This is a genomic window from Mesorhizobium sp. WSM4815 (genome assembly GCF_055811575.1).
The window spans coordinates 85,977-103,623 of record NZ_JBVVQS010000099.1; the positions used below are offsets into that span (position 1 = coordinate 85,977).

Here is a 17,647-nt window from a genome sequence, read left to right on the forward strand (position 1 = left end):
ATGCCTGAACACGGAGATGGGGCCCAGGAAGACAGGCCCTCAACCAGCCCCGCCCCCGCCCCTGTCTACGACCTCAAAGGCCTGAACTGCCCGTTGCCCGTGCTCAAGGCAAAAAAGCGGTTGGCCACAATGCGGCCGGGCAGCCGGCTATGGCTCGAAACCACTGACCCCCTCGCCGTCATCGACATTCCCGCCTTCTGCGCCGAGAGCGGCCATCGATTGATCGAAACGGCAGCGGTTTCCGGCGGCCATCGCTTTCTGGTCGAGCGCGGCGGCGGCTGAGAGCAATTTCGCTCTGTCTGCGCTGCCCCTCATTGTCCTGCCGGACATTTCTCCCCGTAAACGGGGAGGAAAGAAGCTGGCCGCAACCTTGGCGCTCTTTCTGCAATGTTGCTGATTGGCGAAAGCGTCGGTGAGAGCGCCCCCTCTCCCCGTCACTATACGGGGAGAGGGGGCCGGCAGGCAGGTGAGGGGCAGCGCTACGTCTGCAAGACGAGAACCCTACCGCCCGGCGATGGCCAGCGGGTTGTTTTCCAGCGCTGCGCGGTCCGGTGAGTCGATCGACGGCCGGTTGGTGAAGGCGGCAAACAGCCGGCGGACGTAATCTTCCGGCATGTCGAGCGTGATCAGCACCAGCCTTGTGCCGCGTTGGCCGTCCGGCCAGGACGGCAGCCGCGCCGGCGGATGCAGGATCTTCTGGACGCCGTGGACGACCAGTGGCCGTGACGGGTCTTCCAGCAATTCGATGACGCCCTTCATGCGCAACAGGCGCTCGCCATGTGCTGATCGCAACAGGTCGAGGAACATCTCGATCGCCGAAAACGGCACCGGCCCGTCATGAACGAGCGAGTAGGAGCGCACCCGGGAATCGTGCCGATGGTCATGATCGTGGTCATGGTCGCCGTGGTCACCATAGTGGTGGTGGTGATCATGGGCGGCTTCCTCGCCCAGCCAGCGCCGCACGTCGGCGGACTTGGTGGCTGGGTTGTAGAGGCCGCAATCGAACAGCGCCGCTGCATCGGTCCTTCTGTCAGCCGCATCGAGCAGTTCGGCACCCGGATTGATCTGCCGCAGCCGCGCCCGCAAGGCCTCGACGTCGCGCGGATCGATGGCCAGATCGGTTTTCGTCAGCACGATGCGGTCGGCGACCGCCGCCTGCTTCACTGCCTCGACATGGGCGTTTAGCGTCGCATCGCCGTTGACCGCGTCGACCAGCGTGATGACGCCGTCGAGCCGGAAGGCTTCGACCAGCGCCGGATGGGCCATGATCGACTGCAGCACCGGCGCCGGATCGGCGAGGCCGGTGGTTTCGATGACGACGCGGGCAAGCCTGGCGATGCGGCCGGTCTGCAGCCGGTCGACGAGGTCGGCCAGCGTGTCGACCAGTTCGCCGCGCACCGTGCAGCAGAGACAGCCGTCGGAAAGCTGGATGATCCCGTCGGAGGCCTGTTCGACCAGGAGATGGTCGATCGCCACCTCGCCGAACTCGTTGATGATGACCGCGGTGTCGGCGAGCGCGGGATCCCTGAGCAGCCGGTTGAGCAGCGTCGTCTTGCCGGCGCCGAGAAAACCGGTCAGCACCGAGACGGCGATGGGAAAGCCGCTGCTCATCAGGCTAGTTCACCGCCTTGGCGGGCTCCTGGGCCGCAGTGGCGGAACCGATCACTGCCGGCTCGGCGCCGGGCGGCGGCGGCAGGTCGGGCCGCCAGCTCGGCAGCGGCACGTCGGCATATTCCTGGCCCGATGCATCGAGCATGGCTTTCGGTATTGGCCCGGTGGCGCCGCCAAGGCCGACTGCGACCAATGTCGGCGCGTGATCGAGTTTTTTTCGATAGAGAGATTTTGCCGCATTCTTATCGCCGACGGGGGGAGCTTCCGACTGCTCCTTAGCCGGCTTCTTCCTGCAAATCTCGTCATTCAGGTTGTTGATCGATGTGGTGTCGCCATAGGAAGGCAGCGCGGCCACCGTCAGCCAGCCCGGTGTCGGCGTGGCAAAGCCGTGGTCGAGCAGCCTGGCGACGGTCTCGGCGCGGGTGATGGCCGACTTCTCGCCAAGCACCACCGCCACCAGCGTGCGCCCGTCGCGTGTTGCCGAGCCGATCATGTTGAAGCCCGAGGGACAGACGAAACCGGTCTTCATGCCGTCGGCGCCGGGATAGCGGCCGATCAGAAGATTGTAATTCGGGATCTGCTTCTTGCCGACGGCCAGGCCCTCGATCGAGAACCATGGGGCATATTGTGGAAATTCCGTGCGGATCGCCATCACCAGCAAGCCGAGATCGCGCGCAGTCGTATACTGGTCCGGCGAAAACAGCCCGTTCGGGTTGACGAAATGCGATCCGGTCATGCCGAGCCGGCGCGCCTCGGCGTTCATGCGTTCGGCGAAAGCGGCCTGCGAACCGGCGATGTTCTCGCCGACGGCCATGGCGACGTCGTTGGCCGATTTTACCAGTATCATCTTCAGCGCGTTATCGAGCCGCATGACCGAGCCGGGCTTGAAGCCCATCTTGCTCGGCGGCTCGCTGGCGGAACGCTTCGTCACCTTGATCGGCGAATCGACCTGGACCTCGCCGGCGGCAATCGCACGAAACGCCACATAGGCGGTCATCAGCTTGGTCAGCGAGGCAGGATACCAGCGCTTGAATGCCTCCTGGTGCTGGAGGATCTTGCCATTCTCCAGGTCGAACACGATCGTCGGATTGGCGAGAGCCGGGCCGGCCAGCGCCGCAAGCGCCACGGCGCCCGCGAGCAACAATTTGAGGAAACGCCTGTACCGCATGGTGGAATCCGAAATCGCCTCTTGCCGCAGTCGCCTCTGGCTCCGTAAGATTTGTTACGCGATCGCCAGCATGGTGATCCGGTCCCTCTATCCGGATCACTATCTTGCGGTGCTATTTAGCCTATGTGACGTCAAGATGGCAAAGTGCCTGAATGACAATTCTAAAACAGCAGGCACAATTGCAAAGCAGCAGGCTGAATCCGTCTGCTCCAACAGCGAGATGGAACATCATGCCGATCCTGAACCGCGCCGCCGAAATGCAAGACGAGGTCGCCGGCTGGCGCCGCCATCTGCACCAGACGCCAGAGCTGAATTTCGACGTCTTCAAGACCGCCGCCTTCGTCACCGAGAAGCTGCAGGCCTTCGGTTGCGACGACGTGGTGACCGGCCTCGGCAAGACCGGTGTCGTCGGCATCATCCGCGGCCGCCTGGGCGAAGGCACGAGCATCGGCCTGCGCGCCGACATGGATGCGCTGCCGCTCAACGAGATCACCGGGAAACCCTACGCCTCGACCATTCCGGGCAAGATGCACGCCTGCGGCCATGACGGCCACACCGCGATGCTGCTCGGTGCCGCCAAATACCTTGCCGAGACGCGCAATTTCGCCGGCTCCGTCGCAGTGATCTTCCAGCCGGCCGAAGAAGGCGGCGGCGGTGGCAACGAGATGGTCAAGGACGGCATGATGGAGCGCTTCGGCATCTCCAAGGTGTTCGGCATGCACAACATGCCGGGCCTGCCGGTCGGACAATTCGCCATCAAGCCGGGCCCGATCATGGCGGCGACAGCCGAATTCACCATCACGGTCAAGGGCAAGGGCGGGCATGCGGCGATGCCGCACGGCACGATCGACCCGATCGTCATCACCAGCCAGCTCGTCGGCGCTCTGCAGACGATCGCCTCGCGCAGCACCGATCCGGTCGAGGCTGTCGTGGTGTCGGTGACGAAATTCCACGCCGGCGACGCCTACAATGTCATTCCCGAGAGCGCCGAGATCGCAGGCACCGTGCGCACGCTGAAGAAGGAGGTCGCCAGGAAGGCTGAGCAGCGTGTGCGCGCCATCTGTGAGGGCGTGGGCGCGGCCTTCGGCGCAACGATCGAGGTCGATTACAAAGCCAATTATCCCGTCACCTTCAACCATCCGGAGGAGACGGTCTTTGCCAGCGATGTCGCCGCTGAAATCGCCGGCGAGGCACAGGTGCAACGCGCCATCCAGCCGGTGATGGGCGGCGAGGATTTCTCCTACATGCTGGAGGCGCGGCCGGGCGCCTTCATCTTCATCGGCAATGGCGACACCGCCGGTCTCCACAACCCTGCCTACGACTTCAACGACGAGGTCATCCCGCACGGCATGAGCTATTGGGTGAAACTCGCGGAGACGGCGCTGGCTACCTGATGCATCGGCCATAAAACCGCCCTGCGGCTTGATCCGAGGGGTGCGCTGCGATTGGGATGGCTACAAGGCGGTCGGGCCCGGGACGTGGCGATGCTCCGATCGTCACTTCCGACCGGACCGCCTCCGCGCAAGACCCAAGGCAATGCCCAGGGCGATACCGATTCCGATACCCGCAATGATATTGTCCGATGCGACACCGATAGCCACGCCGATCACAACGCCGAGTGTGATGTGTTTGGCATCCATCATGCCGGGTCATTTAGGGTGGAAGGGGAGAGCTGCAACCGCTGGTAGGCTGCCATCCGATGTTGCCTGGGATCGCTACGGCCCGCTCTTCGGGTCGTCGACCTCCAGCGCCTCCATGACGGGCGCCAGATCACTCTCTTCGGCCGGATCGTCAGCCCGCGGCTGTTCGCCTGTCCGGGCCCCGTTCAGAGCTTTCTCAATGGCCTCTTCGATGTCGCCGATCTCGTCTTGGCGCACCTCGTGACCATAGCCGGCCGCATCGGCATCCTGCTCGAATTGCTGAACCAGGACGGCCACGCTCACTTCGCTTTCCGCGGGCAGGTTACCGACGTTCTCCTGGAGCCAGGTTTCGAAGAACTCTTTCGTGGCACTCATGCGGGTCTCTCCTTCGGCACACTAAAGCGCGGCGGTGGTCCGAAGTTCCGCTATTTCCGGCTCATCTTTGCGGTCCACTCGTGACCGGCCGATTGCGTCAAGCTTGCCTCTTGGCGAAACGGTCCGAAGCAGTTATGTGTCGGGCCGCGTGGTCCCGTAGCTCAGTAGGATAGAGCGGCAGATTCCTAATCTGTAGGTCACAGGTTCGATTCCTGTCGGGATCACCATAGTTTTCAATTACTTAGGGAGCCATCGCCGTACTTTTTTCTGCGATTTTGTATGGCGAACTTTGTACACGTTGTGGTCGTAGCGCGCCTGGTGTGCGCTTGGTGCCAGCCAGACACCGTTTTCATCCGCAACGTGCAGTGCACTCAGGAAGAAGACAAAACAGATGACGAGACCAAATAGTTTGCCAAACCCCTGGCTCCTGGACCACGCCCTGCTTCGAGACACGCTACGTCATTACGCCTGTTTCCGTTCCGGTCGCAACGCTTCAATTCGTCAGAAGAACTAGAAGGGAACGCCTTGTAGCTCATGTCCTCAGGCGAGCGTCGAAAGAAGCGCCACAACGGGAAATTCCGCACGGCATATGGCCTGACGCCGTTGCCCAACAAGATACTCTATCTCGATCCTAACCAGGTGGCGCCGGAAACGATCAGCGGGCTGCCTTGACCACTCGAAATGGTAGCAGCATTGGCACTCGCCGTTCGTATTCCTGGTATTCGGGGAACGCGGCGCGCAGCACGCGCTCTTCGTTCACGGCCCGCCGGAACTGAAGCATAAACCAGCAGGCACCGACCGCAACCGACGAGATCGACCAGTTGGCGATGATAACACCGCTGATTGTGATCGCCTCCGCAACATAAAGCGGGTGTCTGACGATGCTATAGGGGCCGGCGATCACGAGCTTTCGAGCTGTCGCCATTATAGAAAATGACCGTCCAAGCCAAAGCAGGCAGTAGGCTGAAAGGATCGTGCCCACCACGATCATCGCGGTTCCAAACAGTCGAACTTCTGTTGGAACGGTTCCGACCGGGAGTACGACCAGCAAGAACATCACAAAGGTTCCCGCGATCGAGACTATGCGCGGTGCAAGGCCCGACGCGCTGGCCTTGGCCGGCAGCCTCACCAGCGTGAAAAAGAGCGACATAGCCATGAAGATTAAGGCAGCGATCCGAGAGATCAATACTAGCGACCATCCTTCGAGACTCTCGCGCGCATTGAATATGCCGCCAATTGTACCTGTTTCCAGCACTACCAGCGCCGAGAAAATAGCCAGGATCGCGGCCTGGCCGGCGAAGTCTTCAATTCGACTGGTCATGATTCAGCTCCGCCATTTGCAAGTCTGATGCGATGGGCCTTTTAGGCGTGGTGAACGGATAGGCGAGTTGTCCCAAATAGGCATCTGGCACCGGCTCGTCGGTCCCGTATTTCGTCGGCATCGCTTTGGGCATGTACATCGTGCCGAATATCGCATCGATGATAGAAAGCTGGCCGGCGAAGTTCTTGTCGATGGCCGCTGGCTCGTTAGCATGGTGCCAATGATGAAAGAGCGGTGAGGCGACCACCCACTTGAACGGCCCAAACCCGATCCTGATGTTCGAGTGAATTAGTAGCGCCTGCCATTGGTAGATCAGCCCAGCGATGATGGTTGGCCAGACCGAAAAGCCGAGGGCGTAGATCGGTAGGAGCGACGTCGCCTTGACGAAGAGTTGGTCGAGGGGATGAACACGGTGGGCAGCCAGGGCGTCCAGTTCTCCGATGCTGTGGTGGATCGCGTGAAAACGCCAAAGGAACGGCACAGAGTGGAGCGTCCTGTGTGCGACGTAGAAACCAACGTCCGAGATAACGATCACCTCGATCGTCTGGAGCCATATGGGCTGCGCCCGCACCGTTTGGCCGATGATACTCGGAACGGCTGAATTGATGGCCATCATACAGGCGCCGACAAAGATCAGAAATCCGATCTTGAACAGCAGTCCGGTCACCAGCAGGTGAAGGAGGTCGGTTACGAACGCCCGTCGCAGGTACCGTCGCCCCTCATGCAGCGGCACCAGATGCTCCAGCGGAACGAAGATCATAAAAACGATCAGAATCGCTTTCAGATCGATTATCTCGAACATTATTGAAGCCCACCAAGCGGCTGACGCAGGTATGGCCGAACCGTTTTCCGACGCTGGCCTCCGCGTGGCGAGCGGTCCGGCCGGCTATCTATGGCCATCACAAGATTGCCGCGGCAAGTGACTAGCGGAACAGATATTTTGATACCTCTGGATTGCCTCGTCGCCACATAACGTTATCCAGAAAGTAGTGGTGCACGTTGATGAATATCCACGCTATGAAGAGGAACAGCGACGAGCCGAGCACCTCTTTATTATAAGGAATCAAAGCAGACAACGCGATCGGGACCAGCCAGAAACCGAGAATCCCAAGAACACTACCAATGATGATAAAGCCCAGCACTCGCAACCTATACATCGGACCAATAATAGACAGGACCTTGAATTCGGGTTCTATAACAGCATCTGAACGGTCGAGCTCTACATTGGTCTGATAACGCCAGACCACCGCCAGGTACTGCAACGAATGGAGCGCCGGCACCACAAGCAACCAGAGCGGGTTTATCCTCACAAATAGAATCCAGGCGTATAGAGACACGACGTAAGCGACGACGCCGTTGTACGGTAGCGTGCCACCATGCTTGTGCCAGCGATTGATCAGCATCACGACCGTGGCTGCCGTGGAAGCAGCGGCGGCAAATACGGCAATATTGGTGACCCATGAGGGGGCGGCAAATGTGTAGTAGTCCAAGCCCCAGAATTGCCTTTCGGTGATCACCGCGTTTGTCTGAAGCCAGGCGAACAGCCATACGGCATAGCCGTTGAACAGCAGCACTTTCTTGTCTTGCTCGTTGAAGAACCTGCGCTTCAATACGGCGTCCACCATCAGCATGCCGTAGCCTTGCTTGACATAGTGCCAGCCCACAAAAAAGGCCATCGCATTGCCAGCATACCCCAGCAGGCGCGCATTCCCCGCTATTGAACCGTAAGCAAAAAAACCGCCCATGATCAGCGGGACGACAATGCCCGCGAAGATGTAACGGACCTGAAGGTTCTTGTCATATCCGTCTCCGCGCACCTTCCGCCCGAAATTGCGATAGAAAAATTGATACGAGTGGGCAAAGTGCGGATGGTTTATCAGATGAGCCAGCAACAACATCGTTGCGCCCACGAAACCTTCGTACTTAAGAGGGACAAAAAACAAGACCGGCAGGATGAGCAACGCGCTCCCGCCAAGCATGAGAAAGTCAGCGACTGGACCAAAAAGATACTTCTGTGGGGCCGCCGCCACAGGAATCGCATCCGCCGAAAGGTGAAGTGCCATATTTATGCCCCTTGGGGAGACTCATTTAACGAGCCTGTCGTTTCCTAACGGTTAACGTGAAACGGTTGTGATCACGATAATTGTTGGTCGTTCCATCGCTGCGGCATTTCTTCCTCTTATGCCCGTCGCGATAGCGTTCCAGGCAAAGCGCATTGTGGGATTCGCAATCGCGTGCTTGCCGACGATCTCGTCGGCATGCGCCAACCCGAATGCGATGGCGATCTCGTCACGATAGTCCTGGATCGCTGCCGCGGCCCGACGGAGTAAGTCGGCGCGCTCCACAGGCTCAGGGGTACGGCAACGGTGACAACTGCCCTGACGCCACGGTCGCCATGATCCTATACCCAAATGGGTCATGCGCGGCCCATGGAACCACTCTATTATCGATGAGGGGTAGCTTGCTGCGAGCAAAATCGCACTTGGCAATTGGTGGGGCAGGGGGAAACTACGATCATTCCTACGACCGCGCTGATGTCAAAGCTCAGTGGGTGGCGCGCGAATGCCTCAGGCCTTGCTTCATGCTGGAGGGCAACATGCGCGCCTCTTTTCGACGTATGTTCATCAATCTGGATCGAGTACTCCTTAAGCTCGCCTCAGCTGTACTTCTCTTTTGCGCGTGGAGCGGGGATATCCATGCCGGAGAGTTCAAGAAAACGAATTGCTGGTTCGAGGTTCCGCGCGACCGTGGAATGACGTGCGGGACTCTCAATGTCCCTGAAAACCGCAAAAAAGCTTCTGGGACTGAAATCACTCTATCGGTGGTGGTCTTCGAACCCGACCGCGAGCGGCATGAGCCCATTGTGTTTCTCACGGGCGGGCCTGGCCAGCCCACCGATATTGGCGACAGGGAAGACATCGAGGCGTGGTGGCAGTTCATAAGTGATCAAAATTGGATGATCGGGCGCCGAGTGGTCGTGGTCGACCAACGAGGGATAGGAAAGTCAATTCCCAGGCTGAGCTGTTCGCGATACTTCAAGGCCGATCATTGGAACTCCATTTCGCTAAGCGTCGATGCTGAAATCAGCTTTGACAAGCTCATGAGAGATGAGGTGGTCGCGTGCCGAAGCGGGCTGATAGCAAAGGGCATTGACCTCTTCGCCTACAACACCGCCGAAAATGCAGCAGACGTCAACGACGTTCGCATGGCTCTTGGCATAAGGAAGTGGGTACTCTACGGGGTCTCTTACGGCACAAGAGTTGCCTTGGAAGTGATGAACGAGCATCCAGAGGGCGTCTCGGCGAGCATTCTGGATTCCGTTCTTCCCCTTGATATCGACTACCTCAAGGAAGATGAGCGAAATCTGGATCGTTCTTTGCGCCTGCTGGAACGAGATTGCCAAAAATCGAAAAATTGCATGCGCGGACTGGGAAACGCGGTGCGAGCGATCGTAAAGCAGCTGGACAAACAGCCGGTGCTTTTGCGGAGCGACGACAGGGAAAACGATCCCGCTCAGTACAGATATGTCTCCGGCGCGGATTTTCTTGAGCTTATATTCGGGCTGCTATATGATCGTTACGTTATCGAAGATCTTCCAAAGCTAGTCGAGAAAACATACGAAAACGATTTCAGACCGCTTGCGGGTATGATCTTTGAGCATGACGATACCGAGGTTGCCCAGGGCATGGATTTTTCGGTCACTTGCTCTGAGACCAACAGATCCGAGTTGCCTGACAAGCACCTCGAATACTGGACGAAGTGGATCGGAGAGGCCGACTATACCTGGGTTTGCCCGCTTTGGTTTCCCCAGGGAATGACGGTTTCGCAAAAGCATCCCCGCCGCCTGGATATCCCGACACTGCTGTTGTCGGGCGAGTATGATCCGGCAACCCCGACTCACTGGGCATATCGTGCGGCCAAAAGCCTTCCTTTTGGGCAGGTCGTCGTGCTTCGCGGGATTGGGCACGATGTGATCGATTCCGACCCTTGCGGATCGGAGGTTGTCGCCGATTTCCTGGCGAACCCCAGACGCAAGCTGAAGACTGGGTGCATTGGGCGAATGCAGGCCCCGCAGTTCACCGCCGCGTCGGAGGAGCAGTGGCGAGGGCCGGTAACGCAGCGGGCTGCGGCGATAAGGTCGCCAAAGCAGATGAGGTCGCCGTTCCGGTTCAGGCATCGCTCTTCAACATCGCCCAAAAAACACTAATTCTCCTGGCAGCAAGCGCCGCCAAGCTGCATCACGATCGCGGGCGGCCCCGAGGCGGTCCGACTCGCTATCCAAGATTCAGTATGTTTAGATAGGTGCCTACCAAGGGGCTGGCGGTGGGCGCTGCTTTCGATTTTGACGCGATCGGTGTTGCCTTTGCCGAGGCAGCCCTCGATCCATCACGCTGGGATTCCGCGATGGAGGTGGCAGAAAAGGCCACCGGGAGCGCCGGAGCGCTGCTCTTCGACATAAAAGGGACATCTGCCACTCGTGCCTTGCAGCCGCACCATGGCCCCGGCTCTCGACACCTACGTCCGCGATGGTTGGATTGACCGGGACGGGTATCGCCTCATCAACTTCCTCGATCGGAAAGGGGTCACCTCGGAGTTCGACCTCCTGACGTCAGACGATATCGCCAAGCATCCATACTACCAGGAATTCCTCGCGCCTTTCCGCCTGCGATGGTGCGCGGCCGTCAAGATCGCTGCAGGCGACGACTTCTGGGCACTGTCGCTGCAGAGGTCGATCCAACAGGGTCCGTTCACGCCAGACGAAATGAGACAGCTGGCGGACCTTTCAAGACAGCTGGGCTCTGTAGCCGCAGTTGCGCGGGCAATAGGTTTCGGGAGGGCCGACGCGGCACTGGATGCGTTTAGCGCCACCGAAACGCCTGCCGTCATGTTGGACAGAAGTGGCAATGTACTCCGGTCCAACGCTCCGGCGGAAAGGCTTCTGGGGCGGGGTCTGCAGATTACGCGCCGGCGTTTGGTTTCCTTTGACCGAACCGCGACAGATGCTCTCGACCGATCGCTGAAAGCACTGCTGTGTTCGCCGGACACGGCCGCATCGATGCCACCCGTGCCACTGCCCAGACTGCAAGGGCGGCCGCTCCTTGCCTATCCGTTGCGACTGCCGAACGTCTCCTACAACGCGCTCGCTCCGTGCCAGGCAATCGTCATGCTCATTGATCCTGACGCGAGGCCTCCTCCTCCTGAAGCCGTGCTGCAGTCCTGCTTCAGGCTGACAGCGTCAGAAGCGAGGCTGGCGAGAAAGATTTGCGCGGGACACGGCGTTGAAGCGGCAGCCGACGAACTTGGCGTTTCCTATGAGACCGGGCGCAACCAGCTGAAATCGGTCTTCGCGAAGACGCAGACGCATCGGCAGTCGGAGCTGGTCGCGCTTCTCACAAGGCTCTCGAGCGGCCGATAGTTCGCGCAACACCGTTCTGTCCAGTACCATCGGTTGTTGCACGTCGATGGAAACGCGTGTGGCGACAGGCGCCGCAATTGGTACTGCGGCGCTTTTGCGTGAATATCGTCTTCGCGTCGGCGAACCCGCCGCGCAGGCCACGCCATCACATACGCCGACCGGTTTTCGCGTCGAACAGGTGGGCGCAGGCGCGATCGACTTCGATCCCTATCGCCGCGCCCTGCTTGAGCGGCAGCCGCTCGCGGAACAGGCAGGCAATTTCCTCGCCGGCGCAGTCGACCTTGGCGAAGATTTCCGAACCCGTGGCTTCCAGAAGCGTGACCGTGCCCGGCATGCCCTGGGCAGTTGCGCGGATGTGCTCGGGACGGATGCCGTAGACAAGTTCGCGTCCTGCAGCGTCGGTCGGGCGGGCGCCTTCCGGCAGCGGCAGGATCAGCCCGCCGGCGCTGCGGAACACGCCTTCCTCGATGCGCCCGGCAATAAAATTCATGGCGGGCGAGCCGATAAAGCCGGCAACGAAGAGGTTGGCCGGCTGGTCGTAGAGGTCGAGCGGCGCGCCGATCTGCTCGACCAGGCCGTCATGCAGCACGACGATCTTGTCGGCCATCGTCATGGCTTCGATCTGGTCATGCGTGACGTAGATGGTTGTGGTGCCGAGCCGCTGGTGCAGCGCCTTGATCTCGCCGCGCATCTGGACGCGCAGCTTGGCGTCGAGATTGGAGAGCGGCTCGTCGAACAGGAAGACCTGCGGGTCGCGTACGATGGCGCGGCCCATGGCGACGCGCTGGCGCTGGCCGCCTGAGAGCTGACGCGGATAGCGCTCTAGCAGCTTTTCCAGGCCAAGGATGCTGGCGGCATTCCTGACGCGGCCAGCGGTATCGGCAGGATCGGCTTTCTTGATCTTGAGGGCAAAGCCCATGTTGTCGGCCACGGTCATATGCGGATAGAGCGCGTAATTCTGGAACACCATGGCGATGTTGCGGTCCCGCGCCCGCAGATTGTTGACCATGCGTTCGCCAATGGTGATCTTCCCGCCCGAGATCGTTTCAAGTCCGGCGATCATGCGCAGCAGCGTCGACTTTCCGCATCCCGACGGGCCGACCAGGATGACGAATTCGCCGTCGGCGATATCGACACTGACGTCGTGAATGATCTTGGTGGCTCCGAAAGCCTTCTGCACGTTGTTGATGGTTACCGATGCCATTGGATTTCTCCGGGAGAAGAGTGTTGTCGAGCTGGAATGCGTCTTCAGCCGCCCTTAACCGCGCCGGCGGTCAGTCCTGCGACGATCTGCTTCTGCGCGAACATGGTCAGCACCAGCACCGGCAGCGTCACCACCAGTGCGGCGGCGGCGAGCGGCCCCCAGCTCACCTGCTCATAGGAAAGCATGTTGTAGACGGCGACCGGCAGCGTCCGCGTCTCACGGCTGGCGAGCACCACGCCAAAGACGAAATTGTTCCACGAAAAGATGACGGACAGGATGAAGGCGACAACGATGCCCGGCTTGGCGATGGGCAGGGCGACCAGCCGGAACACCTGCCAGGAGCTGGCCCCGTCGATGTTGGCCGCCTCTTCCAGTTCCATCGGCGTGGTCTCGAAATAGCCGATCATCACCCAGACCACGATCGGCACCGTCACCACCAGGTGGATGATGATCTGCGGCCAGAGCGTGCCGAGTATCCCGATCCATTGGAACAGCAGAAACAGCGGGATGAGATAGGACAGCCCCGGCGTCATGCGGGCGATCATGATGACGACCGCCGATTTTTCGGCCTTGAGCCGCGCTATGCCATAGCCGGCCGGTACGCCGATCAGCAGCGCCAGCAGTGTCGCCGTGCCGGTGACCAGAACCGAATTCCAGAGATAGAGCAGGAAATTGTTCTCCTCGAACACTTTTACATAGTTCGACCAGGCGAAGCGTTCGGGGATCAGGATCGGCGGATAGGCGCCGTTGTCGATCTCGAATTTCAGCGAAAGCGAGATCATCCAGAGAAAGAAAAGAATCGCCGGCGAGACGATAACCAGTGCCGCGAAAAACAGGCCGATCTGGTTGAGCAATCGTGAGCTCATCTATTTGCCCTCCGCGTCGTTCCACTGCGAGCGCTGGCGCAGCATCAGGAGGATGAAGGACAGCGCCACGATGACAATGAAGAACACCACGGCCATGGCTGAGCCATAGCCGATGTCGTAATAGGAGAAGGCGGTGTTGTAGAGATAGATGTTGATGGTTTCGGACGCCGTGCCCGGCCCGCCCTGGGTCATCGCATAGATGATGTCGAAGCTCTTCAGCGCATCGATCGTGCGGATGATCAACGCAATCATCAGGAACGGCGCGATCATCGGCAAAGTGAGGTAGCGGAATTGCTGCCAGGCATTGGCGCCATCGATCTCGGCGCTCTCGAACGGCTCGCGCGGCACCGAGGCCAGCCCGCCCAGCACGATCAGCATCACCAGCGGCGTCCACTGCCAGGTCTCGACCGCGACCAGCGAAGGGATGACCGTGTTGGCGTTGAATATCCATTCCTGCGCCGGGATGCCGACCAGCGACAGAAGGTAGTTGAGCACACCGAGCTGGGGATGGAACATCATGGTCCAGACCAGCGCCACGGCAACCGGCGTTGCCATCATCGGCATGACGAAGACGCCGCGCAGCAGGCCTCGCAGCGGAAACCTGGCGTCGAAGATCAGGGCGGCGACGGTGCCCAACAACATCGGCGCTGCCACCGACAGCGAGGTGTAGGTCAATGTATGAACAAGCGATTCCCAGAATCGCGGGTCGCTGGCCAGACGGAGATAGTTTTCCATCCCGGCAAAGCTCCGCGACTGGCCGAGCGTCCAGCGGTTGACGCTCATCCAGAGCGTGAACGCCCAGGGAAAGACGATCACGGCGCTAACGACAACGAGCGCCGGAACGACGAAGGGCCAGTAGTTGGGAGCCAGCCGGATCGTCTGGCTCCCTTCGATGGCTTGCGTCGTCACCCCGGTGCGTTCAGGGGCGATGGCGGACATCAGCCCTGCTCGCTCCTGTCGAGAACCGGCTGGAACTGCGCGGTGGCCTTCTTCAGTTCTTCGGCAGGATCGGCACCGGCAATCATGTTGGTCAACGCCACGCCGTAGATGTCGCGGAACTCGGTGACAGGGATGATCACCGGCAGCGCCAGTCTGCTGATATTGCCGGACTGAACCACCGCATCGAGCCAGCTTGCCGGCATGGTGACGCCTTCGCGCACCTTTGGGTCTTCCAGCACCGACTTGCGGAACGGCACGCCGGCGCCGGCCTGGAGCAGGCGCGCGCCCATCGCCGGGGAAACCGCCCACTGACAGAACAGATAGGCGGCCTCCTTCTTTTCACTGGAGGCGGTCACGCCGAGGCCGTCGCCAAACGTCCCGGAGGCATGCGCCTTGGGCCCCTTGGGCATGACGCCGTAGCCGACCTTGCCGACCACGCGCGACTTTTCGGGATTTTCCATCGGCGGGGCAAAACCGACGCCATCGAACCACATGCCGATCTTGCCTTGCAGGAAGGCGGACTGCGCTTCCGCCCAATTGAAGCCGGTGACGCCCGGAGGGGCGGACTTGGTCATCAGCCTCTGGTAGAGGGCAGCGGCCTCGATCGCCTCGGGCGTTTCGGTGCGCAGCTTTCCCTTGTCGTCGAGCGGCGTCATGTCGTAGCCGAGCATCAGCGACGTCCACACCGGCGTGTTGGCATTCTTGAGGCCGCGGGCGACGAAGCCGAACGTGTTGGTCGATGGATCGGTCAGCGCTTCGGCGGCGGCCACCAGCTGCTCGAATGATTCAGGGTACTTTACGCCCTTGGCCTCGAACAGCTCCTTGTTCCAGTAGACGATCCAGTAGTCCACCGAGAACGGCAGCGAACGCAGCACGCCCTGGTTGTCCTTGGCGAAAAGCATGCCGGCCTCGGCGAAATCGCTTTCGACCAGGCCGGGATCGGTCAGCGTCGGATCGGCGAGATAGCCGGCGATGTCGGCCAGCCAGCCACCCTTTTCGAACTGGCGCTTCTGCACGTGATAGCTGAGATGCACGACATCGAAGCTCGGCCTGCCGGAGCTGAGCTCGATCACCGTCTTCTGCCGCTGCTGCTGTTCCGGCGTCGCCTCGGCATTGACCTTGATGCCGGTCAGTTCCTCGAATTCGGCGATGTATTTCAGGATGGTGTCGCTGCGCGGGCTTTTCACCAGATTGACGTCGAGCGTGGTGCCGGCAAAGCGCTTCCAGTCGACGCTGGCGGAAAAGCTCGGGCGAAGGCCGGCCATGCCCGCGGCGGCGAGCGCCGTGGTTCCTGCAAGGACTTGCCTTCTTGTTGGCTTGAACGGATTGGACGACATTTCTTCCTCCCTTGGGTTGCTGTCGTTGTGGATAGTGTCGCGGCAGCCGCGAACCATACGTCCTCAGATCTGGAGCGCCAACCGGCGCGCATTGTCGATATGCCGGCTGATCGCCTCAACCGCCTTTTGCGGATCGCGGCTCTCGAGCGCTTCGATCACCGTCAGGTGCTCCTGCATCACCGGCACGACGCGCCCATCGATGCGGAAACGCTCCTGGTGGATCAGTCTGATCTTTACCGAATTGACCAGATACGCCTTGGCGATGATCTCGTTGCCCAGCGCATCGATGAAGGTGTCGTGCATGGCCCAATCGATGTTCTGGGCCTTGGCTTCCATTTCCGGCGTCGGCGTCTGCGACAAGGCTTGAGCCAGCATGTCCTCATGTTCGCGCCGCAGGCCGGCGAGCACGGCGTCGGAGGCGTTGACGGTGAACAGCGCCACCGCCTCACGCTCCATGAACAGGCGAAACTGGAAGGCCTCGCGGATCAGGTTGATGTCGATATGGGCGATCTGCATGCCGCGCTGCGGGATGGTCGTCAAAAGCCCCTCGGCCTCGAGACGCGGCACGATCTCACGGATGGCGCCTAGCGGCAGCCCGGTAAAGGCAACCAGTTCGCGCTGCGACACGAACTGTCCCGGCTTGAGATCGCGGGCCAGCAAATGCCGCGTGAAGCTGGCATAAGCTCTTTCCCTGAGGGTTGCCGGTTCGCTGCTGTCGTCCATTTCAGCGCGCTTCCCTTTGCCGGTCAGGCCGGCTCTGTCGCAAACAGCCTGTCGTAGGCGGCAGCAAGCTCTTGCCGCCCCTGCGAACCGATCGGCTCCAGCGGCGGACGGACCGCCAGCCAGCGCTCGTCCCCGGTTTTGCGCGCCACCATGACCTTCACCGCCGGGATGACCGAATATTTAAGCAATTCGAGCACGAAGCTCTCGACACGGGCATCGTCGCGCCCATCCTCGGCCATGGCGCGGATTTCGCCGGTGACGAAATTGGCCATGCCGGAAATGGCGCCCTGCCCGCCCTGGCGCACGCTTCTGGCCAGGTGCCGCTCGTCGCCGATCAGGATCACCATGTCGCCATGGGCTCTTAGCAGCGCCTCGCTGTAACTCCAGTCGCCACCCGAATCCTTGACACCGGCGATCACGCCGGGGAAGGCCGCACACAGCCGACCGATCAGGGTAAGCGGGAGCGGCACCATGGTGACAGAGGGGATGTTGTAGAGGAGGATGCCGCGAGCCAGCGGCCCGAGCGCAGCGAAGACGGCAGAAAACCATCCGAACAGCCCGTCCTCGCCGACATTCTTGAAGTAGCTCGGCGGAGCCAGCAGGATGTTGCGGACGCCGCACTGCAAGGCATGCCGCGCCTGTTCGGCGGCGTCTTCGGCCGCATCGACCAGCACGCCGGCAACGAGCCGATGTGCCGGGATGCCGGCGGCCAGCATGGCCTCGGTAACAATCCGCCGCTCCGCCGTGCCCACGGAGGCGCCTTCCCCGGTGGTGCCGAAGAGCGTGGCGCTGCTGCAGCCGGCGCCAAGGCAAGCCTGGGCCTGCGTGACCATGGGAAGGATGGCGATTTGCCCGGACGCATCGAAAGGCGTGGCGAGAGCAACCGAAAGACCAAAGCGCGAGACCACTATTCTCTCCAGATGTCGATGTGCAGCACTCCTAGCACACTAACATGTTAGTTGTAAATTGCGGAGGGGCTTTTCGAACACGGCGTCGACATCGGACGAATATATGATGCGGATTTGGGCGGCTGCCGTCTTTCCGGCA

The 17,647-nt window shown here is 60.7% G+C and carries 16 protein-coding genes and 1 tRNA gene; 4 read left to right on the forward strand and 13 right to left on the reverse strand.

Annotation, left to right across the window (positions count from 1 at the left end):
* Complete coding sequence (locus AC0L2B_RS23580; protein ID WP_473747017.1) at positions 1–282, forward strand: sulfurtransferase TusA family protein; 282 nt, start codon at positions 1–3, stop codon at positions 280–282.
* Between the two features lie 219 nt (positions 283–501).
* On the opposite strand, the gene AC0L2B_RS23585 is transcribed toward AC0L2B_RS23580, so the two are convergent.
* On the reverse strand, positions 502–1,611 hold the full coding sequence (locus AC0L2B_RS23585; RefSeq protein WP_473747018.1) for a CobW family GTP-binding protein: 1,110 nt from the start codon (positions 1,609–1,611) through the stop codon (positions 502–504).
* Between the two features lie 4 nt (positions 1,612–1,615).
* The gene (locus AC0L2B_RS23590) at positions 1,616–2,779 is read right to left on the reverse strand and encodes a D-alanyl-D-alanine carboxypeptidase family protein (RefSeq protein ID WP_473747020.1); all 1,164 of its coding nucleotides are present in this window, start codon (positions 2,777–2,779) and stop codon (positions 1,616–1,618) included.
* 230 nt (positions 2,780–3,009) lie between these two features.
* On the opposite strand from AC0L2B_RS23590, the gene AC0L2B_RS23595 reads away from it, so the two are divergent.
* Complete coding sequence (locus tag AC0L2B_RS23595) at positions 3,010–4,173, forward strand: M20 aminoacylase family protein (protein WP_473747021.1); 1,164 nt, start codon at positions 3,010–3,012, stop codon at positions 4,171–4,173.
* A 102-nt stretch (positions 4,174–4,275) separates the two neighbouring features.
* On the opposite strand, the gene AC0L2B_RS23600 is transcribed toward AC0L2B_RS23595, so the two are convergent.
* Positions 4,276–4,422 carry a glycine zipper domain-containing protein gene (locus AC0L2B_RS23600; RefSeq protein WP_236368745.1) on the reverse strand — a complete coding sequence of 49 codons (147 nt, stop codon included), beginning with the start codon at positions 4,420–4,422 and terminating at the stop codon, positions 4,276–4,278.
* Between the two features lie 72 nt (positions 4,423–4,494).
* Entirely contained in the window at positions 4,495–4,794 is a 300-nt protein-coding gene (locus tag AC0L2B_RS23605; protein WP_473747023.1) for a hypothetical protein, read from the reverse strand.
* Positions 4,795–4,944: 150 nt separating this feature from the next.
* On the opposite strand from AC0L2B_RS23605, the gene AC0L2B_RS23610 reads away from it, so the two are divergent.
* Positions 4,945–5,021, forward strand: a tRNA-Arg gene (locus tag AC0L2B_RS23610).
* A 428-nt stretch (positions 5,022–5,449) separates the two neighbouring features.
* Here AC0L2B_RS23610 and AC0L2B_RS23615 read toward each other — a convergent pair.
* The 3 genes from AC0L2B_RS23615 to AC0L2B_RS23625 all read right to left on the reverse strand — a co-directional run bounded on the left by AC0L2B_RS23615 (position 5,450) and on the right by AC0L2B_RS23625 (position 8,178).
* Entirely contained in the window at positions 5,450–6,115 is a 666-nt protein-coding gene (locus AC0L2B_RS23615; RefSeq protein ID WP_473512103.1) for a methyltransferase family protein, read from the reverse strand.
* Positions 6,099–6,917, reverse strand: a complete 819-nt coding sequence (locus AC0L2B_RS23620; RefSeq protein WP_473747025.1) for a sterol desaturase family protein — start codon at positions 6,915–6,917, stop codon at positions 6,099–6,101. The genes AC0L2B_RS23615 and AC0L2B_RS23620 overlap by 17 nt, the downstream gene beginning before the upstream one ends.
* A 121-nt stretch (positions 6,918–7,038) precedes the next feature.
* Complete coding sequence (locus tag AC0L2B_RS23625) at positions 7,039–8,178, reverse strand: hypothetical protein (protein WP_473747026.1); 1,140 nt, start codon at positions 8,176–8,178, stop codon at positions 7,039–7,041.
* 398 nt (positions 8,179–8,576) lie between these two features.
* On the opposite strand from AC0L2B_RS23625, the gene AC0L2B_RS23630 reads away from it, so the two are divergent.
* Complete coding sequence (locus AC0L2B_RS23630) at positions 8,577–10,322, forward strand: alpha/beta hydrolase (RefSeq protein ID WP_473747028.1); 1,746 nt, start codon at positions 8,577–8,579, stop codon at positions 10,320–10,322.
* Positions 10,323–11,676: 1,354 nt separating this feature from the next.
* Here AC0L2B_RS23630 and AC0L2B_RS23635 read toward each other — a convergent pair.
* The 6 genes from AC0L2B_RS23635 to AC0L2B_RS23660 all read right to left on the reverse strand — a co-directional run bounded on the left by AC0L2B_RS23635 (position 11,677) and on the right by AC0L2B_RS23660 (position 17,508).
* On the reverse strand, positions 11,677–12,735 hold the full coding sequence (locus tag AC0L2B_RS23635; protein ID WP_287235656.1) for an ABC transporter ATP-binding protein: 1,059 nt from the start codon (positions 12,733–12,735) through the stop codon (positions 11,677–11,679).
* Positions 12,736–12,779: 44 nt separating this feature from the next.
* Positions 12,780–13,601 (reverse strand): carbohydrate ABC transporter permease, encoded by an 822-nt coding sequence (locus AC0L2B_RS23640; RefSeq protein WP_023797160.1) that lies wholly within the window; start codon positions 13,599–13,601, stop codon positions 12,780–12,782.
* On the reverse strand, positions 13,602–14,540 hold the full coding sequence (locus tag AC0L2B_RS23645) for a carbohydrate ABC transporter permease (protein ID WP_287066539.1): 939 nt from the start codon (positions 14,538–14,540) through the stop codon (positions 13,602–13,604). It abuts the gene before it with no gap.
* Positions 14,540–15,877: an ABC transporter substrate-binding protein gene (locus tag AC0L2B_RS23650; RefSeq protein ID WP_473747030.1), complete on the reverse strand. Its 1,338-nt coding sequence runs from the start codon at positions 15,875–15,877 to the stop codon at positions 14,540–14,542. The genes AC0L2B_RS23645 and AC0L2B_RS23650 overlap by 1 nt, the downstream gene beginning before the upstream one ends.
* Before the next feature lie 63 nt (positions 15,878–15,940).
* Positions 15,941–16,600 (reverse strand): GntR family transcriptional regulator, encoded by a 660-nt coding sequence (locus tag AC0L2B_RS23655; RefSeq protein WP_473515431.1) that lies wholly within the window; start codon positions 16,598–16,600, stop codon positions 15,941–15,943.
* A gap of 23 nt (positions 16,601–16,623) precedes the next feature.
* Positions 16,624–17,508 carry a dihydrodipicolinate synthase family protein gene (locus AC0L2B_RS23660; RefSeq protein WP_473747031.1) on the reverse strand — a complete coding sequence of 295 codons (885 nt, stop codon included), beginning with the start codon at positions 17,506–17,508 and terminating at the stop codon, positions 16,624–16,626.
* Between the last annotated feature and the right edge of the window lie 139 nt (positions 17,509–17,647).

Excerpts from the sequence above, each read along its gene's own strand:
- AC0L2B_RS23625 (WP_473747026.1), bottom strand. The coding sequence starts at position 8,178 with ATGGCACTTCACCTTTCGGCGGATGCGATTCCTGTGGCGGCGGCCCCA.
- AC0L2B_RS23590 (WP_473747020.1), bottom strand. The coding sequence starts at position 2,779 with ATGCGGTACAGGCGTTTCCTCAAATTGTTGCTCGCGGGCGCCGTGGCG.
- AC0L2B_RS23605 (WP_473747023.1), bottom strand. The coding sequence starts at position 4,794 with ATGAGTGCCACGAAAGAGTTCTTCGAAACCTGGCTCCAGGAGAACGTC.
- AC0L2B_RS23635 (WP_287235656.1), bottom strand. The coding sequence starts at position 12,735 with ATGGCATCGGTAACCATCAACAACGTGCAGAAGGCTTTCGGAGCCACC.
- AC0L2B_RS23600 (WP_236368745.1), bottom strand. The coding sequence starts at position 4,422 with ATGATGGATGCCAAACACATCACACTCGGCGTTGTGATCGGCGTGGCT.
- AC0L2B_RS23580 (WP_473747017.1), top strand. The coding sequence starts at position 1 with ATGCCTGAACACGGAGATGGGGCCCAGGAAGACAGGCCCTCAACCAGC.
- AC0L2B_RS23595 (WP_473747021.1), top strand. The coding sequence starts at position 3,010 with ATGCCGATCCTGAACCGCGCCGCCGAAATGCAAGACGAGGTCGCCGGC.
- AC0L2B_RS23645 (WP_287066539.1), bottom strand. The coding sequence starts at position 14,540 with ATGTCCGCCATCGCCCCTGAACGCACCGGGGTGACGACGCAAGCCATC.
- AC0L2B_RS23650 (WP_473747030.1), bottom strand. The coding sequence starts at position 15,877 with ATGTCGTCCAATCCGTTCAAGCCAACAAGAAGGCAAGTCCTTGCAGGA.
- AC0L2B_RS23585 (WP_473747018.1), bottom strand. The coding sequence starts at position 1,611 with ATGAGCAGCGGCTTTCCCATCGCCGTCTCGGTGCTGACCGGTTTTCTC.
- AC0L2B_RS23615 (WP_473512103.1), bottom strand. The coding sequence starts at position 6,115 with ATGACCAGTCGAATTGAAGACTTCGCCGGCCAGGCCGCGATCCTGGCT.
- AC0L2B_RS23620 (WP_473747025.1), bottom strand. The coding sequence starts at position 6,917 with ATGTTCGAGATAATCGATCTGAAAGCGATTCTGATCGTTTTTATGATC.
- AC0L2B_RS23640 (WP_023797160.1), bottom strand. The coding sequence starts at position 13,601 with ATGAGCTCACGATTGCTCAACCAGATCGGCCTGTTTTTCGCGGCACTG.
- AC0L2B_RS23655 (WP_473515431.1), bottom strand. The coding sequence starts at position 16,600 with ATGGACGACAGCAGCGAACCGGCAACCCTCAGGGAAAGAGCTTATGCC.